This window comes from Pseudomonas sp. JL3 (assembly GCF_031570575.1).
Lineage (GTDB): Bacteria > Pseudomonadota > Gammaproteobacteria > Pseudomonadales > Pseudomonadaceae > Aquipseudomonas > Aquipseudomonas cucumis.
Genome location: NZ_JAKWJK010000002.1, coordinates 455,556 through 479,547 on the forward strand (window position 1 = coordinate 455,556; position 23,992 = coordinate 479,547).

Consider the following 23,992-nt stretch of genomic DNA (forward strand, 5'->3'; position numbering starts at 1 on the left):
AACAAGCGCGTGTTCAGCGTGGCACTGGCGGCAGCCGCAAACCGGTTTTCTTCAGGATGCGACTGCTCACCAACATCTCGTCGGCGGTGCAGGCGTCGCCCAGCAAGTAGCGCAGGTGTTCACGGTAGCTGTCGATTTCCTCGCGGCTGCGGCCGTGGACCATGGCGAACAGGTTGTAGCGCCACGCGGTTCGTCGCGGGCGTCGATAGCAATGACTGACGAAGGGCTGCGCACCGATCAGCGCGCCAAGGCGCGGCATGTCGCTATCGTGCACATCCCAGACGGTCATGCCGTTGTAGCGATAGCCCAGGCGATAGTGATTGGGGACGGCGGCGATGCGCCGAATGGCGCCCTCGGCCTGCAAGCGTTTGAGCAAGTTCAGGGTGGATTCGACGCTCAGCTCCAGCTGTTCGGCGAGCCAGGCCCACGGGTCGTCCAGCAATGGCAAGCCCGCCTGGGTCAGCTCGATCAGACGCTGAGCCAGGGTGTCTTCAGACCGGGAAGTACAGACCGACATGGTAGGTCTCCTCTTTGGGCAAGTTGAGCAGCGGCAGGCCGGTCAGGGTTTCGATGTGCTGCAGGGTCTCGGTGATGCCTTGTTCGGTCGGGCAGCCGAGCACGAACCACATGTTCCAGGCGTGTTCGCGTCGGTAGTTGTGCGCCACTTCAGGCAGGGCCTGCAGTTGCTCGGCGACGTCTTCGAAACGCTCCTCCGGCACCGCCAGCGCAGCGAGGGTGAAGGCGCCGCCGAGGCGTTCGATGTCGAACATCGGGCCGAAGCGCGTGAGCATGCCGTCTTCCAGCAATTCGTGGAGGCGGTCGAGCAGTTCGGTGCTGCTGCTCTCCAGTTCGGCGGCCAGTGCCTGCCACGGGTGGCGCACCAGCGGCAGGCCCAGTTGCAGGCGGTTGATCAACCGACGGTCAAGGTCATCCATGGGTGGAGGCTCCGGTTGGTGAGGGGGCAAAGCGTCCGCCGCACTGTTTGAACGCGTGAGTGCTGAACAGCAGTTGATGGGGCAGATCGCTCAGCAGGTGTTCTTCCAGCAACGCCTGGATCTGTGCCTCGACCTGCGCGCGTTGGCGCCCGTGAACCATGCAGAACAGGTTGTAGCGCCACTGCGGCAGGCGCCGTGGCCGTTGGTAGCAGAGGGTAATACCGTGCGCCCGGCCCAGACGCTGGCCGACTTCGTCGATCAGCGCGTCCGGAACATCCAGCACCAGCATGGTGTTGGCGGTAAAACCCAGCGCGCGATGGTTGAGCACCAAGCCAACCCGGCGAAACAGCCCTTGCTCGAGCCACTGATGCATTTGCGCGAGCACCTGGTTTTCGTCGGCGTCTATCCGTTCGGCGAGGGCCTGGTAGGGGCGCGATACCAACGGCAATCCGCCTTCCAGATGCCGACGCAGCGCCAGTGCCTGTTTCGGACCCAATCCCGGCTTCATGAGTTTTCTCCCAGAGCAAAACCGAGGTCGATGCGGTATGCGGTCAACATCGGCAGATCCAGCGGCATGAGGCCGGTGTCTTTCTCAAGTTGTTCGAGAACGCGGTCGATGTGTTGGCGATCGGGGCCGGTCAGCACAAACCACAGGTTGTAGAAATGCTCCCGCGCGTAGTTATGGTTGACCTCGGGGTATTGGCTGACGTGCTCGGCGACCTGCTGCAAGCGTTCGGCGGGCACGGCGAGCGCGGCGAGGGTGCTGGCCCCGGCGCGACTGTGTTCGAACACCGGGCCGATCCGTGAGAGGGTGCCGGCCTGATCCATTTCTTCCAGGCAAGCCATCACCTGGCCCACGCGACAACCGAGAATCCGCGCCATCTCCTTGTACGGTTCCGCGCACAGCGGCATGCCGTGCTGGAAGCGGTCGATCAGTTGGCGGCTGAGCGGGTCGAGGTTCATTTCAATAGCCCATTTTTTGCGCGCGACTGCTGAAGAAGATGCCGCTCGGCGCGGTGGCGGGAAGGGTGCTCAGTTGCTTCAGGCTGTACGGGTCCCAGACCTGAACCTGATCGCCATCGCGTAACGACAGCCACAGCTGATCGCCGCGTGCGGTGAATTCCATGTGCAGCACCGCCGGGCCTGGCCGCAGATCGGCGACCACGGCACGGGTTTCGCTGTCGATGACTTGAACCCGATCGTTGTCCGGGTAGGCGAAATTGACCCACAGCTGCCGACCGTCCGGCCGCGATGTGACGAACACCGGTTGGCCGGCAACGGGGATGGCTGCGGTCTGCTGCCACGTGCGCGAATCCATCACCAGCACCTGATGACGGCCGACGGCGGGCACGAAGGCCTGGTGATCGGCGACGGCCCAGCCCTCCAGATGCGGCATTTTGTAGACGGGCAATTTCGCCTGGCCGCGTCCGTAATCACCGAGCACTCGTTGCACCCCGCGCTCCGGATGCCAGAGGTCGAGTTGCGCCATGCCGTCTTCGCCGAACAGTCCAGCCATGTAATAGCGACCATCCGGGGTCACCAACGCGTCGTAGGGTTGCTGGCCGATGTCGGTGAAGCGGCTGATCTGAGGCGTGTTGCCCTGACTGAAATCGGCGGTCCAGATCTCGCCGGTATCGAACAGGCTGAACACAAAACGCTGGCCGGGCGCATCCACCAGGCCGACCACCCGTGAGCGCTTGCTGCCATCGGCCAAGGGGGTGGCCGGAATATCGGCCACCAATTGCAGGGTTTCAGCATCGAACACCTTGACCCCTCCGGGCACATAGTTGGACACGGCGATGAGTTTGCCGTCCTGACTGATCGCGCCACCGATGCTGTTGCCGCCCTGTATCACCCGTTGATCGATGCGTTGGGTCAGCAGGTCGATCTTGCTCAGCCCGCCGTCGCGGCCGAACACATAGGCATAACGCTGGTCGCGGGAAAACACCACCGAGGCATGGGACAGATCGCCCAAGCCTTCGAGACGGGCCAGTGCGGTGCGGGTGTCGCTTTCGATGATTTGCACGCTGCCGGTGGCGCGCTCCACCACCACGCCCAGATCGCCGGTACCACGCAAGGGTGACTGAGCGCAGGCGGACAACAACAGCCCGGTCGCCGCTAAAAGCAGGGTTGAACGGATCATGGTGCGGGATATCCCTGGAGAAGAAGATCGACCAGCCAACGGATGTCATCCGGGCTGAGCAGCGGGGCCCAACCGGGCATCGCGGTGCCGGGCCGACCTTGGCTGACGGTGGCTATCAGGCTGTCCCTGGACTTGCCCGCCAGCGTTGCGCGGGTCAGCTCGGGACCCAGCCCGCCGGTCATGCGCAGGCCATGACAGGCGCCGCAGTCCTGGGCCAGCAGGTGTTCGAGTTGTACCTGACGCTGGGCGTCGGGCGCGGCAACCGCGGTTGCGCAAATGAGGAGGAGGGCCGCCAGAATCGCAGCGTGTCGATAAACCTTCATGGCGCCCTCCAGTTGGCTATTTGAGACTCAGTACCCAGGTTGCAAGTGTCTTCGCTTCTTCATCCGTCACCGGGTTGGCCGGCATTGGCATCGGGCCCCAGTTGCCTTGCGTGCCGTTCTTGATGTGGCTGGCCAGGGTGTCCACGGCCCCGGCCACACCAGCGTTTTTGGCCGCGACATCCTTGAGCGCCGGGCCGACCAGCTTGGTGTCGATGGAATGGCAGGCGGCGCAGGGTTTGCTCTTGAACAGCTCCTGGCCGTCTTGGGCCATGGCCGGCTGCACACTCAGCGCAGCGGTCAGGGCGAACAGTGAAAACAGAGTATTTTTCATGGGGATTCCTTGCATTGATGGAGCTCAATAGATGTCGTGTTGGGTGTTGTAGACGTTGAATTTCCCGGTGGGTGTGATCAGTCGTTTGTCCTTTATGACTGATTTGAGCTTCAGCGTTTTGTCGTCGATCACTACCAGCGCCGATTCCTCTGACTGACCGCTCCACACGGAGAACCAGACTTCATCACCGGCCTTGTTGTATTCCGGCTGCACGACCCGCATCGCGCCTTGCTTGATGCCGGCGTATTCGGCGATGGGCAGCACGGTGTAGCCGGCGTCGAGTTTGTCGATGTTGAACACTGCTACCGACTGGCTCAGCTTGGCGTCGGGGTTGAGGGTGGTGTCGACATACAGGTGACGGGAGTCAGGGTGGGTTTTGATAAACAGCGATCCACCGCCCTGGCCCTTGAGTGAGGCAACCTGTTTCCAGGCAAATTGCGGATGCTTGACCGGGTCGGTGCCGATCAAGGAAATGCCGTCATCGCCAAGGTGGCTGGTGGCCCAGACCGGCCCGTAGGTCGGGTGGTCGAAGTTGGCACCGCGACCGGGGTGAGGGGTCTTACCGACGTCCACCAGAGCGGCCAACTTGCGATCTTTGGAGTCGATCACGGCCACTTTGTTGGAGTTGTTGGCGGCGGTCATGAAGTAGCGGTGGGTGCTGTCCCAACCGCCGTCATGGAGGAAGGGCGCGGCATCGATGTAGGTGATGGTGAGGTTCTTGATGTCCTGGTAATTGACCAGCATGACCTTGCCGGTTTCCTTGACGTTGACGATGAACTCCGGCCATTCATGGGAGGCGATGATCGCCGCGACCCGGGGTTCGGGGTGGTATTCCTGCTTGTCGACGGTCATGCCGCGGGTCGAGACGATCTGTTTGGGCTCCAGGGTTTCGCCATCCATGATGGTGAATTGCGGCGGCCAATAGGAGCCGGCGATGGTGTATTTGTCTTCGTAGCCCTTGAACTTGGAGGTCTCCACCGAGCGCGCCTCGATGCCCACTTTGACTTCGGCAACCTTGGTCGGCTCCACCGGCCACAGGTCGATCATGTCAATCCGCGCGTCTCGACCAATCACCAATAGGTAGCGACCGGAGGCGGAAATGCGCGAGATGTGCACCGCATAACCGGTCTCGATCAACTTGACGATTTTCTTGCTGTCACCGTCGATCAGGGCAATCTTGCCGTCATCGCGCAATGTCACTGAAAACAGGTTGGGCAGGTTGAGTTTGCTCAGTTGCTTCTTCGGACGGTCCTCAGGCTTGACCAGCACTTTCCAGGTTTTCAGCGTCTCGGCCATGCCCCATTCCGGCGGCGTCGGCGGCGCGTGCTGAATGAACTTGGCCATTGACGTGATCTGATCCTTGGTCAGCGCATTCGACGTCCCCCAGTTCGGCATGCCCGCCGGTGAACCGTAGGTAATCAACGCCTCCAGAAACGGTTGCCCGCGGGACTGGGTGATGTCCGGTGTCAGTGGTTTGCCGGTGGCGCCTTTGCGCAGAACGCCGTGGCAGCCGGCGCAGCGCTGGAAGTAAATTTCCTTGGATGCGTCGAACTCGGCCTGACTCATGTCGGGCGCCCCGGCGGCTTTGACCATCAGCGGGCTGGCCGCAGCGGCAGCGGGCTCTTCGGCCCGGGCCGCATGAGTCACCGCAAGGGCCAGCGCCGAACACAATGTGGCGACAGTCAGAGCAAACGTTTTTCTATTGCTGATCAGCATTCCATTTCTCCTCAGGCAAGACCTTTGCGATGTGCTGAAACGGCAGCGCAGAACGCAGGTTCTTAGTGCCGTGCAAGGCTATGCCCGAGCAGGCCAATGCTCGCTTGACCGCGATCAAGTTTGCCGGCCATGTCACTTGCCAGGTTGTCGCAGGGGCCCGTAGCGTGTGGCTTGAATCCGCTTTTGGAACACACAGCCCATGGACCGAATCCCGTCTTGCGAACCCTTCTATCAACCGCTCAACAATGAGGAGGCGCTGTTCGAGCAAGCCTGGCGACACGGCATGCCGGTGCTGATCAAAGGCCCGACGGGGTGCGGCAAGACCCGTTTCGTCCAGCACATGGCCCATCGGTTGAAACTGCCGCTGTACACCGTGGCTTGCCATGACGATCTGAGTGCCGCCGACCTGATCGGCCGTCATTTGATCGGTGCCCAAGGCACCTGGTGGCAGGACGGGCCACTGACCCGCGCGGTGCGTGAAGGTGGCATTTGTTATCTGGACGAAGTGGTCGAAGCGCGCCAGGACACAGTGGTCGTACTGCACCCATTGGCCGATGATCGTCGTGAGCTGTTCCTGGAGCGCACCGGCGAAGTGCTGCAGGCACCGCGGTCATTCATGCTGGTGGTGTCGTACAACCCCGGCTACCAGAACCTGCTCAAAGGCATGAAACCCAGCACTCGACAACGCTTCGTGGCGATGCGTTTCGGCTATCCGCCGGTGGCCGATGAAGAGCGTATTGTTGCCCGGGAAGCGCAGGTAGACAGCGTGCTGGCGGCGCAAGTGGTCAAGCTGGGGCAGGCCCTGCGAAGGCTGGATCAACATGACCTGGAGGAAGTCGCTTCGACGCGGCTGCTGATTTTCACCGCACGAATGATCCGCTCCGGCATGAGCCCGCGCGAGGCGTGCATGGCCTGCCTGGCCGAGCCGCTGAGCGATGATCCGTTGACCGTTGCGGCGCTGATGGGCGTGGTTGATGTCCATTTCGGCTGAGTCCAGACGCGTTGCGCCGGGACACTTGCCGGGTGATCTGGCGATGTGGTTTTTCATTCTGGCCGAGCTGTCGGTATTCGCCATCCTGATTCTGGCGTTCGCCGTGACCCAGGCACTCAAGCCGCAACTGTTCGGTGAAAGCCGTCTATTGCTCAACACTTCTACCGGCCTGGCGATGACCCTCAGCCTGCTCACCGCCGGGCTGTTCGCCGCGCTGGCTCAGGAGCAAGTCAAGCGTTCACGGTCTCGCCACGGCGCTGTCTACCTGCTGGCTGCGTTGCTCGCGGCCAGTGTCTACGTGGTGTTGAAAATTACTGAATACCGGCACTTGCTGGCCTCGGGGCTGGGCATGGAGCACAACACGTTTTTCACCCTCTACTGGATCCTCACCGGTTTTCATTTTCTCCATGTATTGCTCGGCATGGTCATCCTCGGCTGGCTGGCCGAGCGTTGCCGTCGAGGCCTGTACAACGTGGCCAATCGCAGTGGGCTCGAATCGGGTGTGCTGTATTGGCACATGGTCGATCTGATCTGGGTCGTGCTGTTTCCGCTGGTCTACGTTCTGAATTGACGGAGGTTCCGATGTCGGCTTCCAGGTTTTTGCTGGTCTGCTGGGCCGCGCTGGCCACGTTAAGCGTGTGCACGGTGGTGCTGGCACAGATGGGCGCGACGTGGCTGCTGTCGGTGGCCATTTTGCTGGTGGCGGTTGGCAAGGCCTGGTTGATTGCCGATGGCTTTATGGAGATGCGCCATGCCCCGCGATTGTGGCGCCGGTTGATGGTGAGCTGGGCGTTGGTGTTGGCCGCCATTGTAGGGCTGACGCTGGTTTCAGTCGGTTAACCAATCCATGTAGCAGCTGGCGAAGCCAGCTGCTACATGGACCGAGTGCGACTTAAGCGTATTACCCGACCAAAACCATCTGCCTTTCTTGATCGCCATCAAGCAGCTTTCAACCCTTCGCTTTCTATCATGGGCACGCCAAGCAAAGAGGAAGCGACCATGTCAGAGACCTTCACCAAAGGCATGGCCAGGAACATCTACTTCGGGGGAAGCATCTTCTTCTTCCTGATATTCCTGGCCTTGACCTATCACACGGAACAGACCTTTCCAGAGCGCAGCAATGAAGCGCAGTTAACCGAATCCGTGATCCGCGGCAAGACGGTCTGGGAGCAAAACAACTGCATCGGCTGCCACACGCTGCTGGGCGAGGGTGCCTACTTTGCGCCTGAGCTGGGCAACGTGTTTCAGCGGCGCGGCGGGGAGGCGGGTTTCAAACCCTTTCTGCATGCCTGGATGAAAATGCAGCCGCTGGGCGTACCGGGCCGGCGAGCGATGCCGCAGTTCAAGTTGAGCGAGCAAGAGGTGGATGACATCGCCGAGTTCCTCAAATGGAGCTCGAACATCAACACCAATGGCTGGCCGCCAAACAAGGAGGGCTGAGAGATGAGCATTGCTAATCCGCATCTGAAATTCGCCTCACAAGCCGTGGCCAAACCGTACTTCGTGTTCGCCCTGATACTGTTTCTCGGTCAGGTGCTGTTCGGTTTGATCATGGGTGTGCAATACGTGATCGGAGACTTTCTGTTCCCGATCATTCCCTTCAACGTGGCGCGGATGGTGCACACCAACCTGCTGATCGTCTGGCTGCTGTTCGGCTTCATGGGCGCTGCCTACTACCTGATTCCGGAAGAGGCCGACCGCGAACTGCACAGCCCCAAGCTGGCGATCATCCTGTTCTGGGTATTCGCCGCCGCGGGCGTGCTGACGATCCTTGGCTATCTGCTGGTGCCTTATGCGGGGCTGGCCAAACTGACCCACAACGAGTTGCTGCCGACCATGGGCCGGGAGTTCCTGGAGCAGCCGACCATCACCAAGATGGGCATTGTGGTGGTGTGTCTGGGCTTCCTTTACAACATCGGCATGACCCTGCTCAAAGGTCGCAAGACCACCGTCAGCATGGTGATGATGACCGGGCTGATCGGCCTTGCGGTGTTCTTCCTGTTCTCCTTCTATAACCCCGGCAACCTGGCCCGCGACAAGTTCTACTGGTGGTGGGTGGTGCATCTTTGGGTGGAAGGCGTGTGGGAACTGATCATGGGTTCGATGCTCGCTTTTGTCCTGATCAAGATCACCGGTGTCGACCGGGAAGTCGTGGAGAAATGGCTGTACGTGATCATCGCCATGGCGCTGATTACCGGGATCATCGGCACCGGTCACCACTTCTTCTGGATCGGTGCGCCCGAGGTCTGGTTGTGGGTCGGCTCGATCTTCTCGGCACTCGAACCGCTACCGTTCCTGGCCATGGTGATATTCGCCTTCAGCATGGTGAAGAACCGTCGCCGGCAACACCCGAACCGCGCCGCCACACTGTGGGCCAAGGGCACGACGGTCACCGCGTTTTTCGGTGCGGGCGTCTGGGGTTTTCTGCACACCCTGGCACCGGTCAACTTCTACACCCACGGTTCGCAACTGACGGCGGCGCACGGTCACCTGGCCTTCTACGGTGCTTACGCGATGATCGTGATGACCTTGATCAGCTACGCCATGCCGCGTTTGCGCGGGCTGGGTGAAGCCGCTGACGAGCGTTCGCAGACCTTCGAAATCTGGGGCTTCTGGTTGATGACCCTGTCGATGGTGATGATCACGCTGTTCCTGACCGCTGCCGGTGTCGTCCAGGTTTACCTGCAACGCTGGCAGGCCGACGGGATTGCGTTGCCATTCATGGCCACGGTCGAACATCTGCAGGTGCTGTTCTGGGCCCGTCTGGGCGCCGGTCTCGGCTTCTTCGCCGGGTTGCTGTGCTACCTGCTCAGCTTCAAGCAACGTGGCCGCGCAGCCTTGCGCGCCCCGGCTGCGGTTGTACCTTCATGAACGAGTGCAATGGCTAGAAAAGGTCGGCCCGGCTGATACAGCGGGCCGTTTTTTTGGTTTCCAGGAAGGGCAAGCATCATGGCGTTTACCGTCGAACTGGAAGAGTGGGTAGGCAGTGTCTGGCATCGTTTCATTACCCGGCGTGCCAGCCCGGACTTCCCTGAAGCACGGGTTGAACTGGCCAGCCAGCAACGCCCGCTGGCGCTGTTGTTTCGTGCCATGGGCGGTGCCAATGGCATCGGAGTGGAAGCCGCCAGCGACCGCGACCTGCTGCTGCGGCGCAACGTGTTGCAGCAGATCGCCGGTACCTGCAAACAAGTGCCGTTGGCGTGGTGCGACGCGACGAACCTGCGCCTGCCGTCGAGCCTGGCGGTCTTCCCTGAAGTCGCATTGAATGAGGAGCTCTATCGCTGGCTCGCGTTGCTGGCGGCACAGGCCGGTCAGATGCGTCACTGGGGTCGGGACAATCAACGCTGGACGCAACAGCTGCTGCGACGCTATCCCGCGCTGCGTGCTCGTTACAAACGACTGGTCGATGCCCATCTGCAATTGCGCCCCGATCCGGCCTCGTTGAATGCCGGCGAAGCGGCTTTGGAGCGGGCGTTATGTCAGGCGTTGCGCGAACCTGGCAGTGTCGAACATTTCCCCCGCAGCGAACGGGCCGCCTGGCCGTTGCCGCTGTGGTTGTACCCGCCACAAAACCTCGCCAGCCCGCAGGCTGCCGATCTGGGCGATGAATCCGAAGAGTCGTTGACCACGCCGCCCGGCGAACAGAAAGGCGGGCGTAAACGCGCGACGCGGATCGACGAAAGCACCCGCGATGGCGGGCTGTTGGTGGTACGTCTGGAGAACCTGTTCAGCTGGACCGAGCACGTCGACCTGGATCGCTGGTCGGATGACAGCGAAGACCCGGACGCTGCCCGAGTCGCCGACGACCTGGATGAACTGACCCTGTCGCGCACTCGCCTGCGCAAGGGCGGCGGTCTCAAGCTGCACCTGGATTTGCCACCGGCCGATGTCGACGATATTCCCCTTGGCGAAGGCATCAAGTTGCCGGAGTGGGACTACCGTAAACAACAGATGCAGGACAGCTTCGTCAATCTGCAAATGATGGTGCCTCGTGATTGTGAGGCACAGCCGCTGCCATTACGGTTGAAGGCCTCGGCGCATCGCTTGCGGCGCCAGTTCGAGCACCTGCGCAATGACCGTCAATGGTTGCGCCAACAACCCCAGGGCTCTGAGCTGGACATGCAGGCCTGGCTGGATTTTCACGTTGAGCGCGAGCATGGCCAGTGTGCCGAACGCGGTCTGTTCATGGAGCAACGACAGACCCGCCGCGACCTGGCGTGCCTGTTGCTGGCCGATGTGTCGATGTCCACCGACGCCCACCTGAACGATGAACATCGCGTCATCGATGTCATCCGCGACAGCCTGCTGCTGTTCGGCGAAACCCTGTCGGTGCTGGGCGATGATTTCGCCTTGTACGGGTTTTCCTCGCTGCGTCGTCAGCAAGTGCGCATGCAGGAACTCAAGGCGTTCAGCCAGCGTTATGACGACAACACTCGAGGCCGCATTCAAGGGCTCAAGCCTGGGTATTACACGCGCATGGGCGCCGCCATTCGCCAGGCCACGCAATTGCTGGGCAACAGCAAGCGGCGCAGCAAACTGTTGCTGCTGCTAACGGACGGCAAACCGAATGATCTGGATCTGTATGAAGGGCGCTACGGTGTCGAAGACACCCGCGAGGCGGTGCTGGAGGCGCGGCGTCAGGGGCTGACGCCGTTCTGTATCACGATCGATCGCGAGGCCGGGGATTACCTGCCGTACATGTTCGGCGCCAATGGTTTCACCTTGATCCGTCAGCCCGAGCAGTTACCGCTGCGTCTGCCGCAGTTGTATCGCCAGCTGACCCAGCCTTGAACCCCGGTTTGATCAACGCAGCATCAGCTGATGCTGCGCGGCAGCCAGAAAAACATCGTCACGCAGAAGATTGTCAGGCCGATGCAGAACCACTTGAATCGGCGCAACCGACGTTGCGCCGCGTGTGCGGCCAATGCCGGCAGGGGCATGCCGCATTGGCGGCACTCGACTTTTTGTGGTGGGTTGGCGTGTTGGCAGTACAGGCAGACGGGCATGGCACTCACTCGAACTGTTCCAGGCGCAAGCGATCAAGAATGGCGATCTGACGGCCGTCCTGAGTGATGATGTTTTCATCGATCAAGCGACGGATGATCCGCGAAAAGGTTTCCGGCTGGATCGACAGATGCCCGGCAATCAGTTGCTTGGCCATCGGCAGCTCGAATTGGCTGTCTACGGTTTGCTGCCGCACCAGTTGCGTCAGCAAATAACGCACGACCCGGTGGGTGGCGTTTTTCAGTGACAGGGTCTCGATTTCGTTGACCCGTTGATGCAAGCGAACGCAGAGCTTGCCCAGCAGTGCAAAGGTCAGCCGACTGTTGCTCTGCAGCAGACGCATGTAAGTGCTGTTGGATAACCGGTAGAGCTGGGTGGGGCAGATGGCTTCGGCCGAGGCCACATAGTTTGGGGTGTCCATCAACATCATCGCCTCGGCGAAGGTTTGCCGATCGCTGATGACCTCAAACACTTTCTCCTGCCCATCGGGTGTCAGCCGGTAGATTTTCACCGCGCCGGCAATGATGAAATAGAACGAATCGGCCGGCTCACCCTGACGGAACAATGGCTCGCCCTTGTCGATGCTCAACAAGTGGCTGGTACTCATCAATTCATCCAGCTGTTCTTCGTTCAATGGCTCGAACAAATGATGACTGCGCAGAATCTGGTGATGGACGCGATGAAGCACCATGAGAATTCATCCTGAAGATTGAGAAGGGGGGATCAGGTCAGACGAGACCCAGGGAAACGCCGCTGGCCAAGGCCAGGATTGAGGTCAGCACAACAAACCAGGCCAGTGGCTGGATGACTTTTTTCATGACGACTCCGGGTAATCGAGAGGGATCCAGGATTTTTAAAAGGTTGCCCATGCAGAGCAAGACGCGGGCCAGGCGTGGAGGGCCTTGTTTATTGGGGCTGTCAGCAATCAGGGTAAAAAATACCGTGATCTTTAGGGTTTAAATGACCATCAAAGGGTCGTTTGTACCCTGAACCCATCACCCTTGCGCGAGCAGGCTCGCTCCCACAAGGGTAAGTCCTCTCGCTACAGGGGGGCGAATGAGCATCGGGGCACGCCCCTTGCACACTTGATCTGCGACAAAGGCAAGGGATCGGTAATGCCCGATGATTGCCCCTGGATTTACCTCGGCGCCTGCGAGTCGGCGCCAGGTCGGCAACAAGGCAGAGGAGTGGTTTTATGCAAGTGCTTGACCGCCGTAAAGCGATGGCAATCACGCCGCTGTTTCGGCTGGCCTTTCGGCCGTTTTTCCTCGCCGGCTCCCTGTTGGCGGTGCTGTTCATTCCGCTGTGGCTGGCGGCTTTTAGCGGTTCGGTGTCGGACTGGCAGCCGGCGGGTGGTTGGCTGGGCTGGCATCGGCATGAATTGCTGTTCGGGTTCGGTTTGGCGATTATCGCGGGCTTTCTGCTGACGGCGGTGCAGACCTGGACCGGTCGCCCCGGCCTCAGCGGCAAACCGTTGGCCGCGCTGGCGTTGCTGTGGTTATTGGCGCGGGCGGCCTGGCTGGCCAATGCGCCGTGGCCGTTGCTTGCCGTGCTTGAGCTGGCGTTCCCGTTGGCGGTGGCGGTGCTCATGGGCTTCACCTTGTGGAAGGTGCGGCAGAAACGTAACTACCCGATTGTGGTGGTTCTGCTGCTGTTGGCCGCGGCCGACGGGTTGTCCCTGTATGGCCTGGTCGAGGGGCATGAAGGCTTGCAGCGCCAAGGCGTGCTGACCGGCATTTGGCTGGTGGCTGCGATGATGGGGTTGATCGGCGGGCGGGTGATTCCGTTCTTCATCCAGCGTGGCCTCGGCAAGGTCGATGGCGTTGCCCCTTGGCCATGGCTGGATTGGCTGTTGCTGATTGGCTCGCCCCTCGTGGCGTTGTTATATGCCGCCGGACCTGCGCTTGCCCCCAATCTCTGGGTGGGCCTGTTGTTCGCCGTGTTGGCCGCAGGGCATCTGGTGCGCCTGGTTCGCTGGCATGATCGCGCCCTCTGGCACGTGCCGTTGCTGTGGTCGTTGTACCTGGCTTATGGCTGGTTGGCGGTGGCGTGTCTCGGGATGGCGCTGTGGCATTTCGGCGTGCCGATTAATCCGAGCCTGGCAGTGCATTGCCTGACCATCGGGGCGATGGGCGGCCTGGTGCTGGCGATGATCGCCCGGGTCAGCCTCGGGCATACCGGCCGTGCGCTGGAGCCGCCGCCTGGCATGACCCTGGCGTTCATCTTGCTCAACCTGGCGTGCCTGAGCCGGGTCGTGTTGGTCGAGTTCTTTCCCTTGCCGGCATTGTGGCTGGCCGGTCTGTGCTGGGCGTTGGCGTTTGCGCTGTATGTCTGGCGCTATGGGCCGATGCTGTTGCGGGCCCGGGTGGACGGTCATCCGGGATGAGCACGCGAACTGACAGAGGCTGGCGCTGATGTATCCCTTTTTACTGGTCACACACCTGCTGGCAGCGATTGCCTTCATCGGCACGTTGTTTTTCGAGGTGGTTATCTGGCATCGCGCCCGTCAGCAGTTGGCGGATACCGCGCAATCCACGGCGGATCAGGCGATTGCCGTGCGCTCGCGCAAGGTGCTGCATGGCGTGGTGTTGCTGTTGTATGGCGCTGGCGTCGGCCTGGCGTGGCAGTACCGGGGCGCATTGAGTCAGCCGCTGGCCAGCAGCTTTGGTACGTTGCTGAGCCTGAAGATCATCCTGGCCCTGAGCATCATCGGTCATTACTTGCTGTTGGCCTATTGGCTGACCCATGCGCGCCTGACCGCGACTCGCGCCAGCTGGATTCGCCGCAGCATCCTCGGGCACATGGTGTTGATCGTGATCCTGGCCAAGGCGATGTTCTATTGGCACGGTTGATCACAAGCAGTTCCGGATAAACAAAACCCGCGTCAACCGGTGGGCTGCCGCGGGTTGGGTGTGACTGTCGATCGATCAATGGCGAGGGTTCAGGGCATTGATGAACAGCACGTTGTTTTCCAGATGAATGTGTTGCATCAGGTCATCCTTGAATTCCAGCAGCCCGCGATAAAGGGCACGCCAGGTGTTACAGGCATCGGCAGGCGGGATGATGTGATTGGTCAGGGCGAGCATTTTCTCCAGTGCTTCACCATGTTGATCATGTTCGAAACGCAGCACCTGAATCGGCGGAGCCGCTTGAGCACCGATGCCTTGTTGCAGCATCGGGAACAGCACCTGTTCTTCCTTGAGCATGTGGCCTTCGAGTTCTTGTTGCATGTCGGTCAGCAGATCGGCCAGGCCGTTGGGGCAGCTGCTGCGCGCACCATGGACCTGCTCGACGCGGCGGGCCAGACGGATCAGCTCCGGCAATTGCTCGCGGTGACGGGCGTGATAGCGCGTCAGAAGGTGGGCGATCAACAGTTCCAAAGGTTCGTTGCGCCAGTCGTGCTGGGTTTCGCCGGCGTCTTGCAGAATGTTCAGGGCGTCGGCAATGAGGACCGGGTCGAGGTGTTTGCCAAGGGCCGCTTCACGCAGGCTTTTATGCCCGCCGCAACAGAAGTCCAGTTTGAAGGTATGGAAGATCCGGGTGGCACCGGGAATGTCGCAGGCCAGTTGGCCGAGGCTTTGTTCCAATAGGGTCTGGCTCATCAGGGTTCCTTGTTTGGGTTTCAACGGTTCCCCTGATCTATTGCATCCGGCATGCCATGTTCAACTGATTGAAAAACAAGGATTAATTTTTAGTTGTGGTGATAGGCACCCTGACGCTTTAGGGTGAATCCAACCATAGAGGGTGATTACTACCATGCTGCGAGAAAGCCTGGCAGCCGACCTGATTGTCGAGCTGCCCAATGCTGTGCGGTTGCAACGATTGGTCCATACCCTGCGCGAATACTTCAACAGTGGCGCCGTGGGTTTGCTGCGTCTGGATGACGACAGCCTCAGGCCCGTTGCGACGGTGGGGCTGGTTCATGAAGCGTTGGGGCGCCGGTTCGTCATCGCCCAGCATCCGCGGCTGGCGGCAATCATGGCGTCGCGCGAGCCGACCTGGTTCGAACCCGACAGTCGCCTGCCGGACCCCTACGACGGCTTGCTCGACAACCATGTCGGCGAACCGCTGCCGGTGCATGACTGCATGGGCGTGAGCCTGTATGTCGAGGGGCGGATCTGGGGCGCGATCACCCTCGATGCGCTGCACGCCGGGACCTTCGACAGCCGCGCGCGGGAAGAGCTCAAGCGCTGCACGTTGCAGATCGAAGCCGCTGTGCGGGTTACCCGTCTGGAACAGGAAAACCGCAGCTTGCGTTTGTCCCGCAGCGATCCCCAGGACTTGCGCATGCCGGTCGAGGAGGGCGAGATCCTCGGGCAAAGTGAGGTGTTGCATCAGTTGCTCAATGAGCTGGATGTGCTGGCCGACTCCGATCTGCCGGTATTGTTGTTGGGCGAGACCGGCGTCGGCAAAGAGCTGTTCGCCCGGCGCTTGCATCGTCTTTCACGGCGCCACCACAAACCGCTGATACACGTTAACTGCGCCGCCTTGCCGGAGTCGCTGGCAGAGAGTGAGTTGTTCGGGCATGTCAAAGGCGCCTTTTCCGGCGCCACCAGTGACCGTGCCGGACGCTTCGATGCCGCCAACGGTGGCACGCTGTTTCTCGATGAAGTCGGGGAGTTGCCCTTGAGTGTGCAAGCGAAGTTGTTGCGCACTCTGCAGAACGGCGAGATCCAGCGCCTCGGTGCCGACAAACCGCTGCATGTCGATGTGCGCATCATCGCCGCCACCAACCGGCACCTGCCGGACAGCATCCGCGACGGCTTGTTTCGCGCCGATCTGTATCACCGGCTCTCGGTGTACCCGGTGCCGATTCCGCCCTTGCGCGAACGCGGTAACGATGTGTTGATGCTGGCCGGGCATTTCCTTGAACTCAATCGGGCGCGGCTCGGCCTGCGTGGTTTGCGCCTGTCGCCGGCGGCCGAACGCGCGCTGCTGCTTTATACCTGGCCGGGCAATGTGCGCGAACTTGAACACGTGATCAGTCGGGCTGCGTTGAAGCAGCTCAGTCGCGGGACGAGTCGCGCGTTGATCATGACGCTGGAGCCTGAAATTCTCGATCTCGACAGCGCGATGGCGGCATCGGGGACGGTGGTCGAATCATCCCCGGACGTTACGGCTGATCTGCCGTTCCAGCCCCTGGGCGAAGCCGTCGACGATTACCAGCGCAAGAAAATCCTCCAGGCCTTGAGCCTGTCCGGGGAAAACTGGGCCAGCGCTGCGCGAATCCTGGAAATCGACCCCAGCAACCTGCACAAACTGGCGCGGCGTCTGCGTCTCAAGTAGGCGACAGTGTTGATGGCGGTCAAGGTGGCTTTGCGCAGTGCCTCGCACACTGCGTAAAACCTTCCGGAGATCACCGTCATGCCCCTTTCCCTGGCTCAGATGCGCCGCAACTACACCCTCAATGGTCTGCAAGATGAAGCTGCGCTGGATGATCCGCTGGCGATGTTCCGGCAGTGGCTGCAACAGGCTCGCGACACCGAGTGCGCACCTGTCGAGGTCAATAGCATGGTGCTGGCGACGGTCGACCCTGAAGGGCGGCCGCACTGTCGGGTTCTGCTGCTCAAGGGCTTGAGTGATGAAGGTTTTACGTTCTTCGGCAACTATCAGAGCGACAAGGGGCAGCAACTGGCCGCCAACCCCTATGCTGCGATGACGTTTTTCTGGCCGGGACTGGAGCGTCAGGTGCGTATCGAAGGGCAAGTGTCCAGGCTCGATCCGGCGTTGTCGGATGCGTACTTCGATACTCGTTCCATGGCCAGTCGCCTGGGGGCCTGGGCGTCACCGCAGAGTCGTCCGTTGGCCAGCCGCGCAGCGCTGGAATCCATGCTGGCTGAAACCATCAAACGCTTCGTCGGCCAAACTGTGTCGCGCCCCGAGCATTGGGGCGGCTACTGCTTGCGCCCTGAACGTCTGGAGTTCTGGCAGGGGCGGGCCGACCGTTTGCATGATCGACTCGATTACCGGTTGCGCGATGGTGCTTGGCAACGGAATCGCTTGGCGCCTTGAGCGACGAATGAATTCCCCGTAGCAGCAGCCGAACGCAGGCTTCGCCAGCTGCTACGGTTATTCACTCCATTGTCCCCCCTGTCGAGGTACCTCCTTGGAGGAATAGGCTCGCTCGCTATTCCGGTTCAGGCTTCGGGCCATACCCTCATCTACGGGAAGACCTGGATATGGCCCATCTGGCGCAACGCACGTTTGAACCCCTGAACATTGCCGTACTGACCATCAGCGATACGCGCACTTTTGACACCGACACGTCGGGACAGACCCTGACGGATTTGCTGCAAACCGCCGGGCATGTGTTGATCGATCGTGAGCTGGTCAAGGACGACATTTATCAGATCCGCGCCACCGTTTCCCGGTGGATCGCCGACCCTGCGGTGCAAGTGGTGTTGATGACCGGCGGCACCGGTTTCACCGCTCGCGACAACACACCGCAAGCGGTCTTGCCATTGCTGGACAAGCACGTTGAAGGCTTCGGCGAACTGTTTCGGCAGGTGTCGCTGGAGGAGATCGGCATGTCCAGTCTGCAGTCCCGGGCATTGGCCGGCATGAGTAACGGCGTACTGGTGTGCTGCGTGCCAGGCTCGCCGGGAGCCTGCCGAACGGCCTGGAACAAGATCCTGCTCGAACAACTGGACAGTCGCACCGGCCCGTGCAATTTCGCCCCGCATTTGAAACCGCAAGCGCAGCGGGTCATCGACGCCTGCGGGACACGCTCATGACCGGTCGGGTATGCGACATCGGCAACCTGATGCCGGTGGACGAGGCCATCAGCCGTCTGCTGGACCAGGCACCGCCGCCGCCCCTGGCGCATATGGTCTGTCTGGATCAAACCATGGGGCGGGTGCTGGCGGCGGACATTCATTCCCCGGTGAACCTGCCCGCCTGGGACAACAGCGCCATGGACGGTTATGCCCTCAGGGCGGCTGACCTGCCCCAGGCGGGTGGCTGTTTATCGATTGGCGGGCGCATTGCGGCGGGGGATCAAGCGTGTTCACCCTTGCTCGCGCAGCAAGCGGTGCAGATCTTTACCGGCGCGCCATTGCCGCCGGGTGCCGATACCGTCGTGCCGCAAGAGCGCTGCCGGGTCGAGGGCGAGCGCGTCTGGTTGCCGCCTGTATCCGTTGGCGATCATGTGCGCAAGGAGGGCGAGGAAGTTCGTCGCGGGGATTTGTTGCTCAAGGCCGGCAAACGCCTGCGCGCACAAGAACTGGGGTTGCTGGCTGGCGCCGGGATCGCGCGGGTCGAGGTCTATCGGCCGTTGCAGGTGTGCTTGCTCAGCAGCGGAAATGAACTGCGTGAACCGGGCGAACCTTTGGCGCCGGGGCAGATTTACAACAGCAACCGGTATTGTCTCGCCGCGTTGTTGCGCGGCTGGGGCGTCGAGGTGCACGACTATGGCGTCATGGTCGATGAGTTGGCGGCCAGCCGGCATGCCTTGAGCCTGGCGTCTTCTGAATGCGACCTGCTGTTGAGTTCCGGTGGCGTGTCGGTGGGCGAGGAAGATCACCTCAAACAGGCGATCGAGGAACTGGGCAACGTGGATTTCTGGCGGCTGGCCATCCAGCCGGGCAAGCCACTGGCTTTTGGCGAAGTGGCCGGCAAACCCTGGATCGGCATGCCGGGAAATCCTTCGGCGGCGCTGATCACCGCGTTGGTGGTGGTGCGTCCGTTCCTGCTCAGGGCCCAAGGCGTGACTGACGTGCTGCCGGTGCCGTTGGCCGTGCCAGCCGGGTTTGACTGGATGCAGCGTAACAAGCGTCGACAGTACCTGCGGGCCCGATTGACGTCCGGCGCCGACGGCCAGTTGAGCGTGGAACTGCACCCTCAGCAAAGCTCGGCCATGTTGACCGCCGCGTGCTGGGCCGATGGGCTGGCGGTGATTGAGTGCGAGCAGCAAGTGCTCAAGCACGACAACGTGATGTTCCTGTCCTTCGCCGACCTGATGCATTGATGGCAATTGATTGCCGTCAAGGCCGTGCCTGCCGGTCTCGCTAGACTGGCAGCGCCTTTTTCGAACGCCCCGGACCCTCGCGTCATGGGCATCAGGCGATGGCCCGGACGCGTTTTTTCATGAGGATTACCCATGCAACTGGTCTGCCCGGCAGGGAACCTGCCTGCGCTTAAAGCGGCGGTGCGCCAAGGCGCCGATGCCGTCTATGTCGGCTTTCGCGATGACACCAACGCCCGGCATTTCGCGGGGCTGAACATGGACGACAAGCAGTTCGACGCCGCCGTCGCCCACATTCGCCAGCATCAACGCAAACTCTACGTCGCGGTCAACACGTACCCACAACCCAAGGGCTGGGAGCGCTGGCAGCGAGCGGTGGACCGTGCCGCCGATTTCGGCGTCGATGCACTGATCGCCGCCGACCCCGGGGTGCTCAACTACGCCAGCCAGCGGCATCCACAACTGGCGTTGCACCTGTCTGTGCAGGGCTCGGCGACCCACGCCGCGGCGCTGGAGTTTTATGCGCAGCGCTACGGCATTCGCCGCGCGGTGCTGCCGCGAGTGTTGTCGTTGGCGCAAGTACGCCAGGTCGCCGCCAGCAGCCCGGTGCCCATCGAAGTGTTTGGCTTCGGCAGCTTGTGCATCATGGCCGAGGGGCGTTGCCATCTGTCTTCCTACATTACCGGCGAGTCGCCGAACCTGTGCGGTGTCTGTTCGCCGGCCAAGGCGGTGCGCTGGAGCGAGGACGCCGAAGGCCTGAGCGCGCGCCTCAGCGAAGTCCTGATCGATCGCTACACCCCTGACGAATCGGCCGGTTACCCGACCTTGTGCAAGGGCCGCTTTCTGGTCGGCGGCAAACGCTTTCATGCGCTGGAGGAACCCACCAGCCTCGACACCCTGGACTTGCTGCCGGAACTGACGGCCATCGGTGTCGAAGCCGTGAAGATCGAGGGCCGCCAACGCAGCCCGGCCTATGTCGAGCAAGTCACCCGCGTCTGGCGCGCGGCACTGGACGCCCATCGCGGCGCGCCGGGCAGTTTTCGGGTCAAGGAGGAATGGCGTCAGGTGTTGGCCGGTTTGTCCGAAGGCAGCCAGACCACCTTGGGTGCTTATCATCGATCATGGCAATGAGGGAGGCGACATGAAGCTCAGCCTGGGACCGGTCCTGTTTTATTGGGACAAAGAGCAACTTAGCAACTTTTACGCCGAGATGTCGGCCTTGCCCCTGGACGTGATTTACCTGGGGGAAACCGTGTGCTCGAAACGCCGGGCATTTTCACTGGATCAATGGCTGGGGCTGGGGCGAGAGTTGCAGGAATGTACCCAGGCACAGTTGATGCTTTCCAGCCTGACGCTGATCGAGGCTGCGTCTGAGCTCTCCAGCCTGCGCCGGCTGTGCGACAACGGCCAATTGCTGGTGGAAGCCAACGACATGGGCGCGGTGCAGTTCCTGGCCGAGCGCAAATTGCCGTTCGTGGGCGGCCCGGCCCTCAATCTGTACAACGGTCACTCATTGGCGCAATTGCTCGACAGCGGCATGACTCGTTGGGTGCCGCCCGTGGAATGTTCGGCAGCGCTGATTGGTGATGTGATCGGGCAGGTGCGCGAACTGGGCCGTGCAGTGCCGGAAGTTGAAATCTTTGCCTATGGGCATTTGCCGTTGGCCTATTCCGCCCGCTGCTTCACCGCCCGTGCGGAAAACCGGCCCAAGGATGACTGCCAGTTTTGCTGCATCAACTACCCCGACGGCCTGGCGTTGACCAGCCAGGAAGGGCAGGCGCTGTTCACCATCAACGGTATTCAAACGATGTCGGCCGAGGTGACCAATCTGCTGGCCGATTACTCCGGGCTGGTGGCCTGCGGTGCCGATCTGTTGCGCTTGAGCCCTCGCGCCCAGGGCATGGCCGAAGTGGTCGCCGCCTATCAACGGGTTCGTCTGGGCGAGACGCCGCCGCTGTTCGTCGAAGGGTGCAATGGTTATTGGCATGGCCAGGCCGGCATGCTGCGTGTCGAGGAGGTCGGCCTGTGTTGAATCGAAAAAAGTGGTTGTTGAAAGGTGCCGACCGGTTGTTGCCGCTGGTGCGCCGGGTACCTTTTGCCGTGCAGCGCCTGGCGTTGCAACAGGCGCTGAATCGCTGCCTCGCCGAGCCATTGCGCGATGGCGAGTTCGAGGTTTTGCGTGGGCGTTGGTTGTGCCTGCGGATTCCGGATCTGGGGTTGTCCTGGTACCTGACCCTCAGTGGTAAAGGGTTGCGAATTGCCGAGCACGCCATGGCGCATGTGACGATCAGTGGTAACTGGCGGGAGTTTTTATTGCTGGCGAGTCGTCAGGAAGATCCGGATACGCTGTTCTTTCGCCGGCGTTTGGTGATTGAGGGTGATACGGAGTTGGGGTTGGCGTTGAAGAACCTGATCGACAGTCTGGATCCTGATGTGCTGCCTGTGTGGTTGTGGCGCAATCTGGAGCGGGCGGGGAAGGGGTTGGCGGCCTGATAGTCGACCTGTTTTTCGGTCGGGGTACATATCCATTTCTGCGGTAACGGCGGCTTTGGGTTCCGCCCTTACGGCGGGTTACTTTGAAAAGCGCAAAGTAACCAAACGCTTTCGCCCCTGACGTACGGCCCTTCGCCTAGGCTCAGGGTACCCTCGCTCCGGTCCTGCTCCGTGGGCCCGCCGCCATCGGCCATCCATGGCCGGGGGCGGCTACCGCGGCATTCTTGCCGCGGTGCCCACTGCGCAGAACCTGCGCTCGGCCTTCCGACGGGGCAGATCAAGATCAAAAGCCAAAGCCAAAGCAAAAGCAACAGGAGCTGTTCCCACACTGATCGTTCCCACGCTCTGCGTGGGAATGCCGCCGGGGACGCTCCGCGTTCCGCTGTCGACGCAAGACTTGAGTCCTGCGCACTGGTGACGCGGAGCGTCACGGGATGCAATCCCACGCGGAGCGTGGGAACGATCAACACGCGCAGGCGTTGAGGAAGCAGGCCGGCCGGTAGGCCGCCTCGCGGTGCTTTTGCGGTACTCGCCCCCTCGAGAGGCCGAGTGGAGGTTCTGCGTAGTGGGCAACCCGGCATGGATGCCGGGTTAGCCGCCCCCGGCCATGGATGGCCGATGGCGGCGGGCCCACGGAGCAGGACCGGAGCGAGGGCATGGCGAGCCCAGGCGAGCCACCGAACGAAAGGGGCAAAAGCGCTTTGGTTACTTTCGCGCTTTTCGAAAGTGACTCGCTGTAAAAGCGAAACCAATAGTGGCCGTTACCGCAGGAATGGATATGTACCCCGACCAAAATTATAGGTCGGCGATCAGTCCGCCATCGCGGGCAAGCCCGCTCCCACAGGTTTTTTTGTTGTTCTTCAGGCCATCGTTTCCTGCCGGCTTTCATGCTGCCGAGCATCACTGGCAATCAACTGCTTGATCCCTTCAAACAACTCATCCCCCTGAGCCTCCGTGCAGTCCTCGCCATAGCGCTTGCGCAACCCGTAATGGCTAAGAATCAAATGCACATCAGCATGCAGCCCATGTTGCTTGAGGCAGTTTTCAACGCATTGCAACGGGCAGCCATCCAGCGCAAAAATCCGCCGCCCCGAGCGTGCCTTGTTGACCAGCGCTGCCACATGCCCGCCAACACCAACGATGCAGGACATTTCAGCCAGGCCGCTGCGGTCCAGTCGCACGGCCAGGCTATTGGCCAGTTGGGCGACGTTGGAGCAACCGGAGCAGGAGTAAACCAAAGGCAGGGTTGAACGGGGCATTTGCACTCTCCGTGGATGGACGCTGCCAGTGTGCAAGGTGCGTGGCATCGCGCCTTGATGGCGGTCAATTCCGACTATTGGAAAGCCGTCAGCTCCTCTTCAGCGAGGATGCTGATATGACGACGCTCCATGGCGATCAGGCCGCACTCCACCAGGCGATGCAAAATCCGCGAGAAGGTTTCCGGTTGAATCCCAAGCTTCGACGCCACCAGGCGTTTAGACACCTGCAAGACAATCTGGCCGGTCACCGGGTGGCGTTCCTGGAACAGAAAGTTGATCACCCGACGAGTCGCACTGGCCATGGTCAAGGTATCGATATCGCGCAGACGCAGGTGCAGGTGAACGCTCATGCTCGCGAGGATCGCCAGGCAGACTTTCGGCTGGTCCTCCAGGGCATTGCGATAATGGTTGCCCTCGATACTCACCAGCACGCTGTCCTTCAGCGCGGTGGCGCTCACCGGGTAGAGCCGGGCCTGGCTGAACAGCAAGGCTTCGGCAAAGGTCTGGCCGGGCTGGATGATCTCCACCAGGTTTTCCTGGCCTTCGCCGGTGAGCCGGTACAACTTGATCTGGCCGCTGACCAGCAGGAAAAAACGCCTGGCCGGATCCCCTTGGTGCATGAGTGTGCTGTGACAACTCAGGCGCTTGAGCATCGCCAGGCCGCAGACTTCCTCGAAGACTTTCTCCGGCAGTTGGCTGAACAGATGATGACGGCGCAACGTTAAAACGATGGAAGGGTGGGTCAGCATGGCGTACCTCCGCTGACCGTCATAGTAGAGAGCGCAGGCCAATTGACCTATGCCTCTGCAGGCCTACCTCCAAGGAGGGATGCCC

Annotated in this window: 28 protein-coding genes; 15 read left to right on the forward strand and 13 right to left on the reverse strand. The window is 61.3% G+C overall.

Annotation, left to right across the window (positions count from 1 at the left end; translation table 11 throughout):
• Positions 1 to 13: 13 nt before the first annotated feature.
• The 8 genes from MMG91_RS05470 to MMG91_RS05505 are packed head-to-tail and all read right to left on the reverse strand — an operon-like array spanning position 14 to position 5,448.
• The gene (locus MMG91_RS05470; protein WP_310658982.1) at positions 14 to 517 is read right to left on the reverse strand and encodes a nitrite reductase; all 504 of its coding nucleotides are present in this window, start codon (positions 515 to 517) and stop codon (positions 14 to 16) included.
• On the reverse strand, positions 492 to 935 hold the full coding sequence (locus MMG91_RS05475) for an AsnC family transcriptional regulator (protein WP_310658983.1): 444 nt from the start codon (positions 933 to 935) through the stop codon (positions 492 to 494). Before MMG91_RS05475 ends, MMG91_RS05470 begins: the two co-directional genes overlap by 26 nt.
• Entirely contained in the window at positions 928 to 1,443 is a 516-nt protein-coding gene (locus tag MMG91_RS05480; RefSeq protein ID WP_310658984.1) for an AsnC family protein, read from the reverse strand. Before MMG91_RS05480 ends, MMG91_RS05475 begins: the two co-directional genes overlap by 8 nt.
• Positions 1,440 to 1,898: an Lrp/AsnC family transcriptional regulator gene (locus MMG91_RS05485; protein WP_310658985.1), complete on the reverse strand. Its 459-nt coding sequence runs from the start codon at positions 1,896 to 1,898 to the stop codon at positions 1,440 to 1,442. The genes MMG91_RS05480 and MMG91_RS05485 overlap by 4 nt, the downstream gene beginning before the upstream one ends.
• Before the next feature lies 1 nt (position 1,899).
• Positions 1,900 to 3,078, reverse strand: a complete 1,179-nt coding sequence (locus MMG91_RS05490; RefSeq protein WP_310658986.1) for a cytochrome D1 domain-containing protein — start codon at positions 3,076 to 3,078, stop codon at positions 1,900 to 1,902.
• Positions 3,075 to 3,401 (reverse strand): cytochrome c, encoded by a 327-nt coding sequence (locus MMG91_RS05495; RefSeq protein ID WP_310658987.1) that lies wholly within the window; start codon positions 3,399 to 3,401, stop codon positions 3,075 to 3,077. The genes MMG91_RS05490 and MMG91_RS05495 overlap by 4 nt, the downstream gene beginning before the upstream one ends.
• Before the next feature lie 16 nt (positions 3,402 to 3,417).
• Entirely contained in the window at positions 3,418 to 3,732 is a 315-nt protein-coding gene (locus MMG91_RS05500; RefSeq protein ID WP_063340230.1) for a c-type cytochrome, read from the reverse strand.
• A 24-nt stretch (positions 3,733 to 3,756) separates the two neighbouring features.
• Positions 3,757 to 5,448, reverse strand: a complete 1,692-nt coding sequence (locus MMG91_RS05505) for a cytochrome D1 domain-containing protein (RefSeq protein WP_405046517.1) — start codon at positions 5,446 to 5,448, stop codon at positions 3,757 to 3,759.
• 208 nt (positions 5,449 to 5,656) lie between these two features.
• On the opposite strand from MMG91_RS05505, the gene MMG91_RS05510 reads away from it, so the two are divergent.
• The 6 genes from MMG91_RS05510 (at position 5,657) to MMG91_RS05535 (ending at position 11,230) form a co-directional block, all read left to right on the forward strand.
• Positions 5,657 to 6,439 carry a CbbQ/NirQ/NorQ/GpvN family protein gene (locus tag MMG91_RS05510; protein ID WP_405046520.1) on the forward strand — a complete coding sequence of 261 codons (783 nt, stop codon included), beginning with the start codon at positions 5,657 to 5,659 and terminating at the stop codon, positions 6,437 to 6,439.
• Complete coding sequence (locus MMG91_RS05515) at positions 6,423 to 7,010, forward strand: cytochrome c oxidase subunit 3 (protein WP_310658989.1); 588 nt, start codon at positions 6,423 to 6,425, stop codon at positions 7,008 to 7,010. Before MMG91_RS05510 ends, MMG91_RS05515 begins: the two co-directional genes overlap by 17 nt.
• Before the next feature lie 11 nt (positions 7,011 to 7,021).
• Positions 7,022 to 7,279: a cytochrome C oxidase subunit IV family protein gene (locus MMG91_RS05520; RefSeq protein ID WP_305445902.1), complete on the forward strand. Its 258-nt coding sequence runs from the start codon at positions 7,022 to 7,024 to the stop codon at positions 7,277 to 7,279.
• Positions 7,280 to 7,438: 159 nt separating this feature from the next.
• Complete coding sequence (locus MMG91_RS05525) at positions 7,439 to 7,879, forward strand: cytochrome c (RefSeq protein ID WP_038982840.1); 441 nt, start codon at positions 7,439 to 7,441, stop codon at positions 7,877 to 7,879.
• Between the two features lie 3 nt (positions 7,880 to 7,882).
• Positions 7,883 to 9,310, forward strand: coding sequence for a cbb3-type cytochrome c oxidase subunit I (locus tag MMG91_RS05530; protein ID WP_310658990.1), 1,428 nt, complete (start codon positions 7,883 to 7,885; stop codon positions 9,308 to 9,310).
• A gap of 78 nt (positions 9,311 to 9,388) precedes the next feature.
• On the forward strand, positions 9,389 to 11,230 hold the full coding sequence (locus MMG91_RS05535; RefSeq protein ID WP_310658991.1) for a VWA domain-containing protein: 1,842 nt from the start codon (positions 9,389 to 9,391) through the stop codon (positions 11,228 to 11,230).
• A 23-nt stretch (positions 11,231 to 11,253) separates the two neighbouring features.
• Here MMG91_RS05535 and MMG91_RS05540 read toward each other — a convergent pair whose 3' ends face one another.
• Together MMG91_RS05540 and MMG91_RS05545 are read right to left on the reverse strand one after the other, a co-directional pair.
• Entirely contained in the window at positions 11,254 to 11,454 is a 201-nt protein-coding gene (locus MMG91_RS05540; RefSeq protein WP_095055898.1) for a protein DnrP, read from the reverse strand.
• Complete coding sequence (locus tag MMG91_RS05545) at positions 11,451 to 12,134, reverse strand: Crp/Fnr family transcriptional regulator (protein WP_008075049.1); 684 nt, start codon at positions 12,132 to 12,134, stop codon at positions 11,451 to 11,453. Before MMG91_RS05545 ends, MMG91_RS05540 begins: the two co-directional genes overlap by 4 nt.
• 504 nt (positions 12,135 to 12,638) lie before the next feature.
• On the opposite strand from MMG91_RS05545, the gene MMG91_RS05550 reads away from it, so the two are divergent.
• Positions 12,639 to 13,829 (forward strand): NnrS family protein, encoded by a 1,191-nt coding sequence (locus MMG91_RS05550; RefSeq protein WP_310658992.1) that lies wholly within the window; start codon positions 12,639 to 12,641, stop codon positions 13,827 to 13,829.
• Positions 13,830 to 13,857: 28 nt separating this feature from the next.
• A complete protein-coding gene (locus tag MMG91_RS05555) occupies positions 13,858 to 14,295 on the forward strand; it encodes a hypothetical protein (protein ID WP_310658993.1) in 438 nt (145 codons plus the stop codon).
• A 75-nt stretch (positions 14,296 to 14,370) separates the two neighbouring features.
• Here the strand turns inward: MMG91_RS05555 and ytfE are convergent, their stop codons facing one another.
• Entirely contained in the window at positions 14,371 to 15,045 is a 675-nt protein-coding gene (ytfE, locus tag MMG91_RS05560; protein ID WP_305502244.1) for an iron-sulfur cluster repair protein YtfE, read from the reverse strand.
• A 154-nt stretch (positions 15,046 to 15,199) separates the two neighbouring features.
• Here ytfE and norR point away from each other — a divergent pair, with 154 nt between their 5' ends.
• From norR to MMG91_RS05595, 7 genes are all read left to right on the forward strand, one after another.
• Positions 15,200 to 16,729, forward strand: a complete 1,530-nt coding sequence (gene norR / locus MMG91_RS05565; RefSeq protein WP_305502243.1) for a nitric oxide reductase transcriptional regulator NorR — start codon at positions 15,200 to 15,202, stop codon at positions 16,727 to 16,729.
• A gap of 78 nt (positions 16,730 to 16,807) precedes the next feature.
• Positions 16,808 to 17,455, forward strand: a complete 648-nt coding sequence (gene pdxH, locus MMG91_RS05570) for a pyridoxamine 5'-phosphate oxidase (protein ID WP_310658994.1) — start codon at positions 16,808 to 16,810, stop codon at positions 17,453 to 17,455.
• Positions 17,456 to 17,622: 167 nt separating this feature from the next.
• Positions 17,623 to 18,177 carry a molybdenum cofactor biosynthesis protein B gene (gene moaB, locus MMG91_RS05575; protein WP_310658995.1) on the forward strand — a complete coding sequence of 185 codons (555 nt, stop codon included), beginning with the start codon at positions 17,623 to 17,625 and terminating at the stop codon, positions 18,175 to 18,177.
• Positions 18,174 to 19,409, forward strand: a complete 1,236-nt coding sequence (gene glp / locus MMG91_RS05580; RefSeq protein WP_310658996.1) for a gephyrin-like molybdotransferase Glp — start codon at positions 18,174 to 18,176, stop codon at positions 19,407 to 19,409. The genes moaB and glp overlap by 4 nt, the downstream gene beginning before the upstream one ends.
• Before the next feature lie 132 nt (positions 19,410 to 19,541).
• Positions 19,542 to 20,537, forward strand: coding sequence for a peptidase U32 family protein (locus MMG91_RS05585; protein WP_218394681.1), 996 nt, complete (start codon positions 19,542 to 19,544; stop codon positions 20,535 to 20,537).
• A 10-nt stretch (positions 20,538 to 20,547) separates the two neighbouring features.
• Positions 20,548 to 21,438: a U32 family peptidase gene (locus MMG91_RS05590; protein ID WP_310658997.1), complete on the forward strand. Its 891-nt coding sequence runs from the start codon at positions 20,548 to 20,550 to the stop codon at positions 21,436 to 21,438.
• Positions 21,432 to 21,899: an SCP2 domain-containing protein gene (locus tag MMG91_RS05595; RefSeq protein ID WP_305445890.1), complete on the forward strand. Its 468-nt coding sequence runs from the start codon at positions 21,432 to 21,434 to the stop codon at positions 21,897 to 21,899. Before MMG91_RS05590 ends, MMG91_RS05595 begins: the two co-directional genes overlap by 7 nt.
• A gap of 860 nt (positions 21,900 to 22,759) precedes the next feature.
• Here MMG91_RS05595 and MMG91_RS05600 read toward each other — a convergent pair.
• Both MMG91_RS05600 and MMG91_RS05605 read right to left on the reverse strand, forming a co-directional pair.
• Entirely contained in the window at positions 22,760 to 23,158 is a 399-nt protein-coding gene (locus tag MMG91_RS05600; protein ID WP_310658998.1) for a putative zinc-binding protein, read from the reverse strand.
• 74 nt (positions 23,159 to 23,232) lie between these two features.
• Complete coding sequence (locus tag MMG91_RS05605) at positions 23,233 to 23,907, reverse strand: Crp/Fnr family transcriptional regulator (RefSeq protein ID WP_305502239.1); 675 nt, start codon at positions 23,905 to 23,907, stop codon at positions 23,233 to 23,235.
• Positions 23,908 to 23,992 lie beyond the last annotated feature (85 nt).